Here is a 14,162-nt window from a genome sequence, read left to right as displayed (position 1 = left end):
ACGGAACACGCGCCATCCGTATGATTCTCCTCGCCCTGCCGAAATGGACTGCGGCTGTCATTCTCGATCCGCCTTTTCTTTCCTAATCTGGTATTACCAATTTTAGATAGCCGTCAAGCTCTTTCTTGGACCACCACCGGACCTTGCATAACCGGATTCTTCATGTATCCGACTGTTTTCCCTGAATTTTCCTACTCGTTGATATAGGAGAGCCTTGTTTCGGCACTGCCATCCCGGTTAACATCAATAGTGGGCATCCAAATCTGGTCGAACCAGATTGGCGCTATTTCGCCAATGCCGCTGTCGGGGCCGCATCGATTTCAGCCGTTGATTCCGCCACCGCGGCGCGCACAAGGGCGCCCGCCGCCCATTGCGCGACCGACCGCATGCCGCGGCTATCGAGCCCCCATATATCCTTCAGCACGATCAGCACTTCGACGCCGAACATCATCGACAGCGCCTGGGCCAGGCGCTTGAACTCGCGCGGCGGCAGCCGGCCCTTGAGCGGTGCGATGGCATCCTTCAGCAGCTGGACGCGATGTCCGCGCGTGAATTGCGGCTCGCCGCCCAGCGTGCCCGCCTGCCGCTGCGCCCATTGGTCGAGCGACAGTTTCAGCGCTGCCTTGAAAGTTGCCTCGAAAGCTTCGATGCGCGGCATGGCGGTATCGAACAATTCGGCAACGCGCCGCCCGGCATCGGTGGACGTCGATTGCCAGGTCAGGATCGGCCCAAGCCCCTCGTCAACCACCGCCTGCACCAGGGCTGCCTGGCTGGGGAAATAGCGATAGGCGGTGGCGCGCGACACTTGCGCCGCCTCCGCGACTTCGCTGACCGACGGGGTGACGCCCGCCTGCATCAGCCGCGTCGCCGTCTTCAGCATCAGCCGTTTTGTGCGGGCCCGTGGGCCGCGTTCGGCAGCCTCGTTGGCGTCGTCGCTCCCAGCGGCTTGTTGACGTGAGACATCCATGTCAATACGATACGCGCGTCTCAAAAAATTGCAATGACCTTTGCCCACCGAAAGGCCGGCAAAGGGCGACAGGCGGTCCGGCGCCGGTCGGCCGGTGACGGGAGAAACGCGATGGAGCGCATCTACGTGGTGGGCACAGCCGACACCAAGGGCGAGGAACTTGCCTTCCTGGCCGATGCTATTGCCGCCACCGGCAGTTCGGTTGCCCGCGTCGACATCGGAACGCGCGGTGCCACGGTGCCGGTCGATATCCCGGCCAGCGAGGTCGCGGCGCATCATCCGGGTGGAGCCAGTGGCGTGCTCGGCATCGATGATCGCGGCACGGCAGTGGCCGGCATGGGCGCCGCCTTCACCGGTTTCATTCAGTCGCGCGACGACATATCAGGCGTGATCGGCATTGGGGGCGGCGGCGGCACGTCGATCATCACTGCTGGCATGCGCGCCCTGCCGCTTGGGCTGCCCAAGATCATGGTCTCGACGCTCGCCTCCGGCGACACCGCGCCCTATGTCGACGTCTCCGACATCATCATGATGCCATCGGTAACCGATATGGCGGGACTGAACCGGCTCTCCCGCACGGTGCTGCACAACGCGGCGCAAGCGATCGCCGGCATGGCCACAAAGCCGGCGCCGACTGCCACCGGCAAGCCGGCACTCGGGCTCACCATGTTCGGCGTCACCACGCCTTGCGTGACCGCCATCGCGGATCAGTTGCGCGCCAACTATGACTGCATGGTTTTCCACGCCACCGGCACCGGCGGCCGCTCGATGGAGAAGCTCGCGGACTCGGGCCTGCTCGCCGGCGTCATCGACATCACCACGACGGAAGTCTGCGACCTGCTGTTCGGCGGCGTGCTGCCTGCGACGGAGGACCGCTTCGGCGCCATCGCCCGCACCAAGCTGCCCTATGTAGGCTCGGTCGGCGCGCTGGACATGGTCAATTTCTGGGCGCCGCCGACCATTCCCGAGAAGTTTAGGGGCCGGCTGTTCTACGAACACAATCCCAACGTCACACTGATGCGCACCACGGTGGACGAATGCCGCGGTATAGGCGAGTGGATCGGCACCAGGCTCGCTCGCTGCGAGGGCCCTGTGCATTTCCTGATCCCCGAAAAAGGCGTCTCGGCACTCGACATCGAGGGCGGCGCCTTCTTCGACCCCGAAGCCGACGCCGTGCTGTTCGATGCCGTCGAGCGCACCATCAAGCCGAACGCCGCGCGCCGCGTCACACGCCTGCCGTTGCACATCAACGATCCGGAATTTGCCAAAGCCGCAACCGCGGCCTTCCTCGACATCGCCAGATAGTGAGAGCCAACAAATGCCCGCAATACCGCGCAAAGACATATTGAAGAAGTTCAAGGCGATGATCGCCGACGGCGTGCCCATCGTCGGGGGCGGCGCCGGCACCGGCCTGTCGGCCAAGGCCGAGGAAGCCGGCGGCATCGACCTCATCATCATCTACAATTCCGGCCGCTACCGCATGGCCGGGCGCGGCTCGGCTGCCGGCCTGCTCGCCTATGGCAACGCCAACGAGATCGTCAAGGAAATGGCCTATGAGGTGCTGCCGGTGGTCAAAAAGACGCCGGTGCTGGCCGGCGTCAACGGCACCGATCCCTTCGTCATCATGCCGCTGCTGCTTGCCGAGCTGAAGACGATGGGCTTTTCCGGCGTGCAGAATTTCCCGACCATCGGTCTGTTCGATGGCAGCATGCGCCAGAGTTTTGAGGAAACCGGCATGGACTTCGGGCTGGAGGTCGACATGATCGCCGAGGCGCACAAGCTCGATCTTCTGACCACGCCCTATGTCTTCAACCCCGACGAGGCGCGCGCCATGACAAAAGCCGGCGCCGACATCGTCGTTGCCCATATGGGGGTGACGACCGGCGGCTCGATCGGAGCCACGTCGGCCAAGTCGCTCGACGACTGCGTGGTCGAGATCGACGCCATCGCCAACGCGGCGCGATCGGTGCGCAAGGATGTCATCCTGCTTTGCCATGGCGGACCGATCTCCATGCCGGACGACGCGAGATACATCCTCGACCGCTGCAAGGGCCTGCATGGCTTTTATGGCGCGAGTTCGATGGAACGGCTGCCGGCTGAAGCCGCGATCGCCAGGCAGACGGCGGATTTCAAGGCCGTCACGCTGCACGACCAGAAGAAAAAGAAGGGATGAGATCATGACCGACAAGAGCAAGGTGTTCGTATACCCGAAGGACGTGAGCGCCTTCGGCTTTGACTGGGGCAAGCTGTCGCTGACGGTCGCGCCTGAAGTGAATGGCGCTGAGCGCTTTTCCGGCGGCGTCGTCGACCTGCCCTCAGGCAAGGGCCACACCCGCCACAACCACCCCGGCGCGGAAGAAATCATCTTCGTCATCTCAGGCAATGGCGAACAAATGGTCGAGGACGAGAACGGCAATCCGGTCGTCGCCAAGGTCGGCCCCGGCTGCACCATCTATGTGCCGGAAAGCCGTTTCCATTCGACACTGAACACGGGCGATGGGCCGATGCAGCTCTTCGTGGTCTATTCGCCGGCCGGACCCGAACTGGTGCTGCGGGAGCTGCCGGATTTCAGGCTGATCCCGGCGGGGAAGTAATCGCGAAAGGCCCCCTTCATCCGGCCGCTTCGCGGCCACCTTCTCCCCGAGGGGAGAAGAGGCAGAAGCCAGCGCCGGCGCAAACTCCTCTCCCCTCGGGGAGAGGTCGGATAGCCCCGAATTGCCCTTCGCAATTCGGATGGCAATCCGGGTGAGGGGGTAGCGCCGAGCTAGGCTATCCCACCTCTATTCCACCCCCGCGCCCGATCCCCAAACATCACATATCCCGTATCCGTCACCGCCAACGTGTCCTCCAACTTGATGAACCCCCGCGTGGGGTGAAGCATGGTCGTCTCCACCGACAGCACCATGTTTGTCTCCAGCGGCTTGGCGGCATAGGTGCCTTCATAGGTCACCGGATGGTTGGTCATCAGGAACGGAGCCTCATGCGTGATCAGCCCCATGCCGTGGGCGAAGAAATCCGTGTAGGGCGCGACCTCGGAGGCCTTCAGCACGCCCTCGGCATGCGAAATCATATCGCCGCCGACGGTGCCTGCCCTCACCTTCGAGAACGCCGCCTGCTGCACCGTCTCGACCTCGGCCAACAGATCTTCCAGTTCGGCATCCGGTTCGCCCAGAATGCCCATGCGGCAGAGGTCGCCAATATAGCCGTGATAATTGCCGCCGGAATCGATCGACAGCACGTCGCCCTTTTTCCAAGCCTGCGGTGACGCCGCGCGGTTGTGGCTGGCGCCCAACGTCAGCAGGCAATATTCGAAATGCGCGCCGCGATTGGTCTCCTCGCGCCGCAGATGCTCGATGATCTCGGCCTTGGTCTTGCCTTCGTGCGCCCACTGGATGGTCGCCAACATGGAATCGGTGATCAGCTCGGAGGCGATGCGCAGCTTTTCCAGCTCGGCGTCCGTCTTGATGGCGCGCATGCGCTCCAGCATATCGGTCGCGTCGATCAGCTTCGCGTCCGGCAGCGCCTTGCGGATCAGTGCATAAGCATCGGACGGCAGGAAGGCCGGCTCGATGCCGAGGCGGGCGCCGGCCTTGCCGATCTTGCTGATGTGCTCGACCGCAAGATTGGCAGCATCGAGCGTGCCCCAGCAGGCGGGATGCAGCGTCGGCGTCCAGAACGGGTTGTTCTGGTGCTCGGCGCCTTCCATGCGGTTGCCGATATAGGCGGCATGATCGGGCCCACCCTTTTCATAGACGACGACAGGCAGGTAACGGCTATGGCCGATCGCATCCATGGCGGCAAAGAAGATGAACTTGTAGCCGCCGAGCAGATACTGCGTGTTGTGCTTGGACGTCGCGAGCAGAACATCGATGCCGGCCTCTTCCATCAGCCGGTCGACCCTCGCCTGGTCGAACGGGATATTGCTGACGGCGCTCTTGCCCGGGGCAATGTTCATCTTTCTCTCCCTGATATCAGTGGGATCGCCGGCCGTACTGCGCCCAATCCCTTGGCTTCGATCAAATCTGCACCATTTCGTTAACTCTGGTCCAGCCAGAAACAGGTTAGATTGCTTCGGCAGGCTGTCACCACTCGTCATTGCTGCACACTAAGGCAATCTGGTCCTACCAGAATTCCAGAATGAAAGGGCCACCTCTAAAACTGGTCCAGAGGACGAAAATTTCAAAGCCAAGCAAAGATGCGCCAATTCCGTCTCTGGCGAAACCCTTGGCAAGGGCCATAATCGCCGCGAGGATGCTGGCGGGTGCCGCCAGCTTCGAGGGGTGCGCCCATCTGGTCGCGGAGAGGACGGAGGTTGATCATGTCGGATATTTCCAGACGCACGCTGCTTGGCGGCTCAGTTTTACTGCTGGCCTCCACCGCCATGCCCACATTCAGCTGGGCGCAGACGCCGAAGAAGGGCGGCCGCCTCGTGCTTGCCGCCGATTCCGAGCCGCGCAACCTCAATCCGGCCATCGTCGCCTCCAACGGCGTCTTCTTCATCTCCAGCAAGATCGTCGAAACGCTGGCCGAGGCCTCCTTCGACGGCAAGGACGGGCTCCAGCCGCGGCTGGCACTCAGCTGGGAGGGCGCGGCCGACGGCCTGTCGGTGACGTTCAAACTACGCGAGGGCGTCAAATGGCATGACGGCAAGCCGTTCACCTCGGCCGACGTCGCCTTCTCCGCGCTGCAGATCTGGAAGCCGCTGCAAAATCTCGGCCGCACCGTGTTCAAGGATCTGGCCAGCGTCGACACCCCTGACGATCTGACCGCCGTCTTCAAATTCGCCAAGCCAACGCCGTTCCAGCTGATCCGCAACGCGCTGCCGGCGCTGTCAAGCGTGGTGCCGAAGCACATCTACGAGGTCGGCAAGATCGAGGACAACCCGGCCAACAATGCACCCATCGGCACCGGGCCGTTCAAGTTCGGCGAATACAAGGCCGGCCAGTATTACAAGCTGACCAGGAATGCCGATTACTGGGCCAAGGACGAGCCGTATCTCGACGAGATCATCTACCAGGTGCTACCCGACCGCACGTCGGCTGCAGCGGCGCTCGAGGCCGAAGAGATCCAGCTCGCCGCCTTCTCCGCCGTGCCCCTGGCCGACCTCGACCGCATCTCCAAGGTGCCGGGCCTGAAGGTGATCTCCAAGGGCTATGAGGGGCTGACCTATCAGCTCGTCGTCGAGATCAACCATCGCCGCAAGGAACTGGCCGACGTGAAGGTCCGCCAGGCGATCGCGCATGCCATCGACAAGGACTTCGTCGTCAAGACGGTGTTCCTCGGCTATGCCGCTGCCGCCACCGGCCCGGTGCCGAAGAACGATCCGCAATTCTACACTGCCGACGTGCCGATCTATCCATTCGACGTCGCCAAGGCCAACGCCTTGCTCGACGACGCGGGGTACAAGCGCGCCGATGACGGCAAGCGTTTTGCGCTGAAACTCCTGCCGGCACCCTATTTCAACGAGACCAAGCAGTTCGGCGACTATCTGCGCCAGGCGCTGGCGGCAATCGGCATCGACGCCGTGATCGTCAACAACGACTCGGCCGCGCACATCAAGGCCGTCTACACCGACCACGCCTTCGACCTCGCCGTCGGCCCGCCGGTGTTCCGCGGCGACCCGGCGATCTCGACCACCATCCTGGTGCAGAGCGGCATTCCCGACGGCGTGCCGTTCTCCAACCAGGGCGGCTACAAGAACGCCGCGCTCGACGCGCTGATCGCCAAGGCTTCGGAGACGCTGGATACGTCAGCGCGCACCGACCTCTACAAGGAATTCCAGAAACAGGTCGCGGCGGACCTGCCGCTGATCAACGTCGCCGAATGGAGCTTCATCAGCGTCGCGCGCGAGACGGTGGGGAACATCGCCAACAACCCGCGCTGGGCGGTTTCGAACTGGGCGGACACGTATCTGGAATCGTGACACATTTGCGCGGATGAAAGTTCGCAAAGAAATTGGTGTGAAGGCATGGCGTAGGGCCGCGTTTCGTCACACCCCCCTCTGTCCTGCCGGACATCTCCCCCGCAAGGGGGGAGATCAGCAGCTTCGCTGTCGCGTACATTCGGCATCGAAGATTGGCGAAGGCAGAGGCGACATCCAATCTCCCCCCTTGCGGGGGAGATGTCCGGCAGGACAGAGGGGGGTGCCTAGACACCGCACCTCTCTCGACTGGCGCAGCGCTATGCCTTTCCCATGACCCGTGCCCTCACCCTCATTCGCCGTCGCCTCGTCGGCAGCATCTTCGTGCTGCTGATCGTCATCATCGGCACATTCCTCCTCCTGGAAGCCGCCCCCGGTGACGCGGTCGACGCCTACATCGTCTCGACCGGTGGCGATGCCGGCATGATCGAATTGCTGCGCCATCGCTGGGGCCTCGACCAGTCCGAGTTGACCCGGCTCGCCAACTACCTCTGGGCGCTGCTGCATTTCGACCTTGGCCAGTCCGTTACCTTCTCGCGGCCAATTCGCGATGTCATCCTGGAACGCCTGCCGACGACACTGCTCCTGATGGTCACCGCCACCGCGCTCTCCTTCGGGCTCGGCTCGGCGCTCGGCATCTACGCCGGCGCCAGACCCGGCAGCTTTCGCGACCGCTTCCTGTCGATCGGCTCGCTGGCGCTTTATGCCGTGCCCGGCTTCTGGCTCGGCCTGGTGCTGATCGTCGTCTTTGCCGTCGACCTGCGCTGGCTGCCGATCGGCGGCATCGAGAGCCTGGCCTCGGACAAGACCGGTTTTGACCGCGCCACCGACATCGCCGTCCACCTCGTCCTGCCGGTTTCCGCGCTCGGCTTCATCTATCTCGCGCTCTATCTGCGCATGATGCGCGCCGGCATGGCCGAGGCGTGGCGGCAGGATTTTGTGCTCGCCGCCCGCGCCAGGGGGTTGTCGCGCCGCCGCATCGTGCTCGCCCATGTCGCCCGCAATGCGCTCTTGCCGCTGGTCACCATGCTCGGCCTGCAATCGGCGCAGATGCTGGGCGGCAGCGTCGTCATCGAAAGCGTCTTTGCCGTGCCCGGCCTCGGCCGGCTGGCGCAGGAAGCGGTCGCCTCGCGCGACACGCCGCTGCTGCTCGGCATCATCCTCACCAGCGCCGTCCTCGTCATTGCCGTCAACCTTGCAGTCGACATCGCCTACGCCTTCCTCGACCCGCGCGTCGGCGCCAGCGAGGCCAGCGCGTGAGCGCGCTGCCGCGGTTCCTGCGCCGGCCGGAAGCGGTCGCCGGCGCGATCATCCTGGCGCTTCTGTTCGCCATGGCGCTGTTTGCGTCGCTGCTCTTCCCCGGCGACCCGCAGGCCATTGCCGGACCAGCACTGCTGCCGCCGTTGCAGGACTGGTCGCTGCCGCTCGGCACCGACCGGCTCGGCCGTGACGTGCTGGCCGAACTGTTCCACGGCGCCCGCACCTCGCTGGCGGTCGGCCTGGCGGCGGCAGCGGCGGCACTCTTCATCGGCGCGGTCGTCGGCACGCTGGCGGGCTTTGCCGGCGGCCTTGTGGACGAGGGGCTGATGCGCATCACCGATGCCTTCCAGACCGTGCCGAGTTTTCTCCTGGCGCTGGCCTTCGTCAGTGTCGTCGGGCCGTCGCTCGGCGTCGTCGTCACGGCAATAGCGCTTGGCGCCTGGACCGGACCGGCGCGTGTAGCCCGCGCCGAAGTGCTGTCGATCCGCGAGCGCGATTGCGTCGCCGGCGCTCGCGTCATCGGCATGCATCCGCTTGAGATCGCTTTTCGCGAAGTGCTTCCCAACGCGTTGCCGCCGGTGCTGGCCTTGTCCTCGGTGATCGTGGCGGCGGCGATCCTCACCGAGGCGGCGCTGTCCTTCCTTGGTCTCGGCGACCCCAATCGCGTCACTTGGGGCGGCATGATTGCCGAGGGCCGCACTGTGCTGCGAACCGCGCCCTTTCTGTCGATCGCTCCGGGCATTGCCCTGGTGCTGACCGTGCTCGGCGTCTATCTCGCCGGCGAAGGCGTGGTCGAAACGACGGCGGTGCGGAGGAGCCTGTCATGACCGCACTGGCTGAGATACGCGATCTGTCGGTGCGCTATCGGCGAGATGGCAGCGAGGTGACGGCGCTGAAGGGGGTCAGCCTGGATGTTATTGCCGGCGAGCGGCTGGCGATCATTGGCGGAAGCGGTTCGGGCAAGAGCACGCTGGCGCTGGCGGTGGCTGGACTGCTGCCGGGGTCAGCCAAGGTTAAGGGAAGGATCGATTGGTTCCTGAGATCTACAGGAGAGGCAGGCGTCAAGGCACCCCCCTCTGTCCTGCCGGACATCTCCCCCTCAAGGGGGGAGATTAAGGTCTCATCTGCGCTTTCGCCGATCACTGGCATTGCAGGAAGAGCGCTGGACGCAAAGCTGCCAATCTCCCCCCTTGAGGGGGAGATGTCCGGCAGGACAGAGGGGGGCGCCGTAGAGCGCAAACTATCCGTCGCAAGCCCCCTTCCCGGCCGCGACATTGGTTTCGTCTTCCAGGACCCCTCCGCCAGCCTCGACCCCGTCATGACCGTCGGCAAACAGATCGCCGAAATCGCCCGCACCCACCTCGGCCTCGACTGGCCACAAGCTTACGCCAAAGCCAAAACCCTGCTCCAACGTGTCCGGCTGCCCGACCCACAAACCGCCATGCGTGCTTTCCCGCACCAGCTCTCCGGCGGCCAGAAGCAGCGCGTTGCTGTTGCCGCGGCCATTGCAGCCGGTCCGAAACTGCTGATCGCCGATGAGGCGACCAGCGCGCTGGACACCATTGTGCAAGCCGAAATCGTCAGCCTCATTCGGCAACTGGTGGCGGAGGACGGCATGACGCTGCTGTTCATCAGCCACGACATCGCGCTGGCCGCCGAACTCGCAGAGCGTATCGCTGTATTCCGGAACGCCGAACTGATCGAACTCGGCCCGACGGAGCAAATCATAAACGCCCCGCGCCATGCCTATACGCGAACGCTGCTCGACGCCCATCTCGGCCTCGACGCCGATCCGCTGCTACGACGGGCGCCGGCATGAGCGTGCTCGCTGTCTCCGGCCTCACCAGGCATTACCACCGCGGCGGCAAGGCCATCGCGGCCGTCGACGGTGTCTCCTTCGCCATCGAACCCGGCGAGACGCTGGCGCTGGCCGGGCCCTCCGGCAGCGGCAAGTCGACGATCGCGCGGCTGGTGCTTAGGTTGATCGAGCCCGACGCCGGCACCGTCCAGTTCGAAGGCGATGACTTTCTGCTCTTGAAGGGTGCGGCCCTGCGCACCAAGCGCGCGCGCCTGCAAATGGTGTTCCAGGATCCGCTCGCCGCGTTCAACCCGCGCGCCACGGTGGCTCGCGTGCTTGACGATCCCTTGCGCATCCATGCCATCGCTTCCCGCGCCGAGAGGCCGGCCCGCATTGCTGCCTTGCTGGATCGCGTCGGGCTGGCAGCCGATCTCGCCCCGCGCGCCATTCACGAAATCTCCGGCGGCCAGCGCCAGCGCGTCGCCATCGCCCGAGCCATCGCGACCAAACCGTCGCTGATCGTGCTCGACGAAGCGGTGTCCGCGCTCGACGTTTCGGTGCGCGGACAAATCCTTGAGCTGCTGCTCGACCTGCAAGCCAGGGAACGGATCGCCTATCTCTTCATTTCGCATGATCTCGGCGTCGTACGGGCCATGGCCCACCGCGTCGTTCTTCTCGACGCCGGGCGGATCGCCGAGAGCGGCGACGCCCGCAACGTAGTCGACGCGCCGCAATCGGCAATCGGCAAGGCGCTGGTTGCGGCGGCGCCAAGATTGGACAGAAGCAGCAGGCAAGTACCATGACCGAACGAGAAGCCAGAGCCGAAAAACTCTCGCGCGAACTCGATTCCGCCTTCCGTAACCGCGCCGATCTCTACCGTCTGTTTCTCGACGAGCTGACCGGCGAACTCGGCGCGGAAAAGGCCGAGGCGATCATGATCCGCACCATCGAGCAGCGCGGCAAGGAGGTGGCGGCGGCCGCCTTCGCCCGCTTCGGACCTAACGACGCGCCGGCCATCGGCGAGGCATTTTTGGCCGTCAGCCCGGATGGCGGCCTGATGTATCCGACCGATGTCGAGCGCGGGCCGGACCACATCGCCTTCAAGGTGAAGCGTTGTCCGCTGAAGGACGCCTGGGTCGAGGCCGGTGTCGGTGATGAAAAACTCGCCACGCTCTGCCGCATCGCCGGCGCTTTCGACCGTGGTCTGTTCGAGGCAACGGGCGTGCGCTTCGACAATGTCACCTGGACGCCGGGCCACGGCCCCGGCTGCTGCCACATCGCGCTGACCAACCGGGATGCCGCCGGATAGCCAATGCTGATCAGTCGGCGGCAAACACATGCAGCTCCGTGCCCGCCTGTTCGGCAGCAGTGCGCAGGTCGGCCTTCGGTTCGCTGTCGGTGACGATATCGGCAATGTCATCGAGCCCGCAGATGCGTTCCAGACTGCTGCGGCCAAACTTGTCGTGGGTCACCACCAGCACCGTCGACAGTGAACGCGATATCATTGCGCGTTTAACGGCCGCGGCGCCCGAGATCATGTCGCTCGGACCATCGGCGCTTATCCCCGATGCGCCGATAATGGCGACGTCGGCATTGTAGCGGCGCAGGAACTCGACGGTGTCTTCGCCCAACACGCTGCCTTCCCGGCTATCATAGGTCCCGGGGCAGAGCAGCACCCGAAAGGTCGGATTGGCGCCCGCCACCGAGGCCACGCCGGTGGAATTGGTGATGATAGTCAGGTCGCGCTTCAGCTGCGAAAGGTTGCGCGCCACCTCATAGGTGGTCGAACCGCCATCGATCATCACGATCTGGCCCTTCTCGACAAAGCTTGCCGCGCCGCGGCCGATGCGGGCGCGCTCCTCGATCAGGGTCAGGCCACGCTCCGAAATCACCGGTTCTGATGTCACCAGCGAGATCGTCGCACCGCCATAGGTGCGGTTGATCAGCCCGGCATCGCCGAGTTCGATGAGATCGCGGCGGATGGTCTCGCCAGCGACGCCGATGCGCCGTGCGAGCTTGGAGATGCGTATTGACGCCGACCGGCGCACTTCCGAAAGGATAAGCGCGTGCCGCTCCTTCTTCGTCAGTCGGCCTTGGTCCATGACTATTCCATTCCCTTTGCAGCAATCAGCGCGTGGCCAAACTCGGCAAATCCCTTCGCGCCGCGCCCGCGTGTGACGAAGGCGGGAGACGCCGGAAGCTCGCCGGCGAAGTCCAGCACATTAGCGACGCCGACGCTGTTGGGGAAGAAGCCGAACATTGGTGCATCGTTTGGACTATCGCCGACGAAGACAATGCTGTCCTTGTCGTGGTCGATATCTATACCAAAACAGTCCCGCAAGAATAGCCGGCTTGTCGACAGTTTGTCGTATTTGCCGACCAGCCATTGACGTGGATGGACGAGATTTTCGCCGTCGCGCCATAGCGCTGGAAGATGCCGACGATCTTCAGAACCTCGGTTTTGGGCAGCGGCGCCACGTCCTCGCAAAAATCGATCGCCAGATCGGCCTCTCGATAGGCCTGGTCGGCCGCGACCGCCGCACCCGGAACTTCGCGCAGAACGGTTTGCTCGATCTCCTTGAGGCGCGCGGCATCGGCCTGCCGTTCGGCAGCGCTCTTGGCGTAGTGGCGAACAATCCGCTTTTTGGCGTCGTCGTAGCGGAAATAGAAGGCGCCGTTCTCGCCGATCACGCCGTCCACCGGCCATTGCCGGGCTATCAGGTCGCACCAGCCGGCAGGGCGGCCGGTAACCGGCGCGACAATGAAGCCGGCCTGCTTCAGCCGCTCGAGCGCCACATAGGCTTTTGCCGGCAACCGCCCCTTGTCGGTCAAGGTGTCGTCTATGTCGGTCAGCACGACAGCGATGTTGCGCCGGTCCGGCGCGGTGAAGTCGGTGAGCGGACGCAGCACCCGCTCAGGCTCCCGCCGCAACCGTTTCGAGCGAGGCAGCAGCGACGTCGAGCATGGTGAACCTGTCGCGGATCAGCCGCGCATTGGCGACCGCCTCGTCGTAGAAGCCAGCCGGTATGGCGACCTCTTGCGGCGTGGTTGGGGCGCCGGCGGCACGCAGTGCTGCCGCGATCTCGCGCGCCGGGCGTGCCACCCGCAGCAGCCTTTCGCGATGCGAGCGCCACTGCCTGGCCAGCATGGTGTTGACAGCGTCCGCCCGTTCGCGGTCCAGCAGCTTGGGCTTGAATGCCGCCCAGCAGGAACGTCCGAGCGTTTCGCCGAAGATTTCGATGAAGCGATCTGGCGTATCGGCGGAGGGCGCGAGCTGCAGCTCCCGCAGCGCCAGCACGCGTTCCTGCAGCCGCGCCATCGTCAACGTCGTCACCGCTATGTGCTCGCCGTGATGCGCTTCGGGCAATCCCTGGCCCCGCATGTCGATATAGTGGGCGATGAGATGTTCGCCCTGACTGGCCGGATAGGAGCCGCCGCACAAAGTCATGCCAAGGCCCGACATGACCAGCGTGCGCACCAGCACTTCCATCGCCTCAATGTCGCCGGTCCCGAGTTCGCCGGCTTTGGCGATAAGCGCCTCCTCGTCCTCGGCCAGAAGCATGAATGGCGCCTCCCGGTAGGGCGTGCCGAGCAAAAGATGCGCCATCAGCCAATCGGTCTGCGCGGTCGGCCGCGCCATCGAATCGCCGAAGCCGGCAGCGATCAGCCGGTGCGGCGCTCGCGCCATGACATCGAGATCGAGGAAGACACCGACCGGCAGGCTCGCCGTCAGCGATTTCTTCAGGCCGTCCTCTGTGATTGCCGCAGACACCGAGGTGTAGCCGTTCATCGACGGCGCGGTGCCGAACACCGCATAGGGCTTTTGGGTCAGATGGGCGGCATATTTGGTGATGTCATTGATCGAGCCGGATCCGACCGCGACCAGACCGCTGGCGTCTTTCGTGCGGGCGATCACCGATCGCACGGCGTCCATGTCGGGATGCGGATGGCGCGGCAGGATGATCTTGTCGACATCGCTGGAGCCGCGCAGCGCAATCGACACTCTCTCGCCGAGAGCCAGCCTTGTGTCGGCATCCATGACAACGGCGAGCCTGCGGCCGAGCGGCAGTGGCTTGACCAGCGCATCGGCTTCGTCGCCGAGACCGCGCCCTATGACGATGGTCTTCAGCGGCACCGACAGCATTCCCTGGCTATCCGGGTCAGGCAGCGTGCCGGCAATAAGGCGATCGAGCATTTGTCTGGACATAGGATGCAGT

At 64.4% G+C, this 14,162-nt stretch carries 15 protein-coding genes; 9 read left to right on the top strand and 6 right to left on the bottom strand.

Annotation, left to right across the window (positions count from 1 at the left end; genetic code table 11):
* Positions 1 to 283 precede the first annotated feature (283 nt).
* Complete coding sequence (locus NKJ77_RS01105) at positions 284 to 967, bottom strand: TetR/AcrR family transcriptional regulator (RefSeq protein WP_023828301.1); 684 nt, start codon at positions 965 to 967, stop codon at positions 284 to 286.
* Positions 968 to 1,078: 111 nt separating this feature from the next.
* Between NKJ77_RS01105 and NKJ77_RS01100 the strand changes: the two genes are divergently transcribed.
* The 3 genes from NKJ77_RS01100 to NKJ77_RS01090 are packed head-to-tail and all read left to right on the top strand — an operon-like array spanning position 1,079 to position 3,561.
* Positions 1,079 to 2,272 (top strand): Tm-1-like ATP-binding domain-containing protein, encoded by a 1,194-nt coding sequence (locus tag NKJ77_RS01100; RefSeq protein WP_023831609.1) that lies wholly within the window; start codon positions 1,079 to 1,081, stop codon positions 2,270 to 2,272.
* 13 nt (positions 2,273 to 2,285) lie between these two features.
* The gene (locus NKJ77_RS01095) at positions 2,286 to 3,140 is read left to right on the top strand and encodes a phosphoenolpyruvate hydrolase family protein (RefSeq protein ID WP_023698984.1); all 855 of its coding nucleotides are present in this window, start codon (positions 2,286 to 2,288) and stop codon (positions 3,138 to 3,140) included.
* 4 nt (positions 3,141 to 3,144) lie between these two features.
* A complete protein-coding gene (locus tag NKJ77_RS01090; RefSeq protein ID WP_023753232.1) occupies positions 3,145 to 3,561 on the top strand; it encodes a cupin domain-containing protein in 417 nt (138 codons plus the stop codon).
* A 170-nt stretch (positions 3,562 to 3,731) separates the two neighbouring features.
* Here the strand turns inward: NKJ77_RS01090 and NKJ77_RS01085 are convergent, their stop codons facing one another.
* Positions 3,732 to 4,922, bottom strand: a complete 1,191-nt coding sequence (locus NKJ77_RS01085) for a M24 family metallopeptidase (RefSeq protein ID WP_023831608.1) — start codon at positions 4,920 to 4,922, stop codon at positions 3,732 to 3,734.
* A 363-nt stretch (positions 4,923 to 5,285) separates the two neighbouring features.
* Here NKJ77_RS01085 and NKJ77_RS01080 point away from each other — a divergent pair, with 363 nt between their 5' ends.
* From NKJ77_RS01080 to NKJ77_RS01055, 6 genes are all read left to right on the top strand, one after another.
* Positions 5,286 to 6,890, top strand: coding sequence for an ABC transporter substrate-binding protein (locus NKJ77_RS01080; RefSeq protein ID WP_081732412.1), 1,605 nt, complete (start codon positions 5,286 to 5,288; stop codon positions 6,888 to 6,890).
* 270 nt (positions 6,891 to 7,160) lie between these two features.
* Entirely contained in the window at positions 7,161 to 8,147 is a 987-nt protein-coding gene (locus NKJ77_RS01075) for an ABC transporter permease (protein ID WP_023726422.1), read from the top strand.
* Complete coding sequence (locus NKJ77_RS01070; RefSeq protein ID WP_023832982.1) at positions 8,144 to 8,974, top strand: ABC transporter permease; 831 nt, start codon at positions 8,144 to 8,146, stop codon at positions 8,972 to 8,974. Before NKJ77_RS01075 ends, NKJ77_RS01070 begins: the two co-directional genes overlap by 4 nt.
* Positions 8,971 to 9,966, top strand: coding sequence for an ABC transporter ATP-binding protein (locus tag NKJ77_RS01065; protein WP_031196036.1), 996 nt, complete (start codon positions 8,971 to 8,973; stop codon positions 9,964 to 9,966). Before NKJ77_RS01070 ends, NKJ77_RS01065 begins: the two co-directional genes overlap by 4 nt.
* Positions 9,963 to 10,748, top strand: a complete 786-nt coding sequence (locus NKJ77_RS01060; RefSeq protein ID WP_023832985.1) for an ATP-binding cassette domain-containing protein — start codon at positions 9,963 to 9,965, stop codon at positions 10,746 to 10,748. The genes NKJ77_RS01065 and NKJ77_RS01060 overlap by 4 nt, the downstream gene beginning before the upstream one ends.
* Complete coding sequence (locus NKJ77_RS01055; RefSeq protein WP_023832986.1) at positions 10,745 to 11,254, top strand: L-2-amino-thiazoline-4-carboxylic acid hydrolase; 510 nt, start codon at positions 10,745 to 10,747, stop codon at positions 11,252 to 11,254. The genes NKJ77_RS01060 and NKJ77_RS01055 overlap by 4 nt, the downstream gene beginning before the upstream one ends.
* 10 nt (positions 11,255 to 11,264) lie before the next feature.
* Here the strand turns inward: NKJ77_RS01055 and NKJ77_RS01050 are convergent, their stop codons facing one another.
* The 4 genes from NKJ77_RS01050 to NKJ77_RS01035 are packed head-to-tail and all read right to left on the bottom strand — an operon-like array spanning position 11,265 to position 14,152.
* Positions 11,265 to 12,047, bottom strand: coding sequence for a DeoR/GlpR family DNA-binding transcription regulator (locus tag NKJ77_RS01050; protein ID WP_023832987.1), 783 nt, complete (start codon positions 12,045 to 12,047; stop codon positions 11,265 to 11,267).
* 2 nt (positions 12,048 to 12,049) lie between these two features.
* Positions 12,050 to 12,205, bottom strand: coding sequence for a hypothetical protein (locus NKJ77_RS01045; protein ID WP_352533960.1), 156 nt, complete (start codon positions 12,203 to 12,205; stop codon positions 12,050 to 12,052).
* 59 nt (positions 12,206 to 12,264) lie between these two features.
* Positions 12,265 to 12,855: an HAD family hydrolase gene (locus tag NKJ77_RS01040; protein ID WP_352533958.1), complete on the bottom strand. Its 591-nt coding sequence runs from the start codon at positions 12,853 to 12,855 to the stop codon at positions 12,265 to 12,267.
* Positions 12,856 to 12,859: 4 nt separating this feature from the next.
* Positions 12,860 to 14,152 (bottom strand): iron-containing alcohol dehydrogenase, encoded by a 1,293-nt coding sequence (locus NKJ77_RS01035; RefSeq protein ID WP_081732506.1) that lies wholly within the window; start codon positions 14,150 to 14,152, stop codon positions 12,860 to 12,862.
* Between the last annotated feature and the right edge of the window lie 10 nt (positions 14,153 to 14,162).

Origin of the sequence: Mesorhizobium sp. M0052 (genome assembly GCF_040323255.1) — a bacterium.
GTDB lineage: Bacteria > Pseudomonadota > Alphaproteobacteria > Rhizobiales > Rhizobiaceae > Mesorhizobium.
This window is presented reverse-complemented; position numbering and strand designations above follow the sequence as displayed.

Coding starts and splice junctions, on each gene's coding strand:
- NKJ77_RS01055 (WP_023832986.1), top strand. CDS start 10,745: ATGACCGAACGAGAAGCCAGAGCCGAAAAACTCTCGCGCGAACTCGAT.
- NKJ77_RS01065 (WP_031196036.1), top strand. CDS start 8,971: ATGACCGCACTGGCTGAGATACGCGATCTGTCGGTGCGCTATCGGCGA.
- NKJ77_RS01045 (WP_352533960.1), bottom strand. CDS start 12,205: ATGTTCGGCTTCTTCCCCAACAGCGTCGGCGTCGCTAATGTGCTGGAC.
- NKJ77_RS01105 (WP_023828301.1), bottom strand. CDS start 967: ATGGATGTCTCACGTCAACAAGCCGCTGGGAGCGACGACGCCAACGAG.
- NKJ77_RS01090 (WP_023753232.1), top strand. CDS start 3,145: ATGACCGACAAGAGCAAGGTGTTCGTATACCCGAAGGACGTGAGCGCC.
- NKJ77_RS01085 (WP_023831608.1), bottom strand. CDS start 4,922: ATGAACATTGCCCCGGGCAAGAGCGCCGTCAGCAATATCCCGTTCGAC.
- NKJ77_RS01050 (WP_023832987.1), bottom strand. CDS start 12,047: ATGGACCAAGGCCGACTGACGAAGAAGGAGCGGCACGCGCTTATCCTT.
- NKJ77_RS01095 (WP_023698984.1), top strand. CDS start 2,286: ATGCCCGCAATACCGCGCAAAGACATATTGAAGAAGTTCAAGGCGATG.
- NKJ77_RS01035 (WP_081732506.1), bottom strand. CDS start 14,152: ATGTCCAGACAAATGCTCGATCGCCTTATTGCCGGCACGCTGCCTGAC.
- NKJ77_RS01100 (WP_023831609.1), top strand. CDS start 1,079: ATGGAGCGCATCTACGTGGTGGGCACAGCCGACACCAAGGGCGAGGAA.
- NKJ77_RS01075 (WP_023726422.1), top strand. CDS start 7,161: ATGACCCGTGCCCTCACCCTCATTCGCCGTCGCCTCGTCGGCAGCATC.
- NKJ77_RS01060 (WP_023832985.1), top strand. CDS start 9,963: ATGAGCGTGCTCGCTGTCTCCGGCCTCACCAGGCATTACCACCGCGGC.
- NKJ77_RS01080 (WP_081732412.1), top strand. CDS start 5,286: ATGTCGGATATTTCCAGACGCACGCTGCTTGGCGGCTCAGTTTTACTG.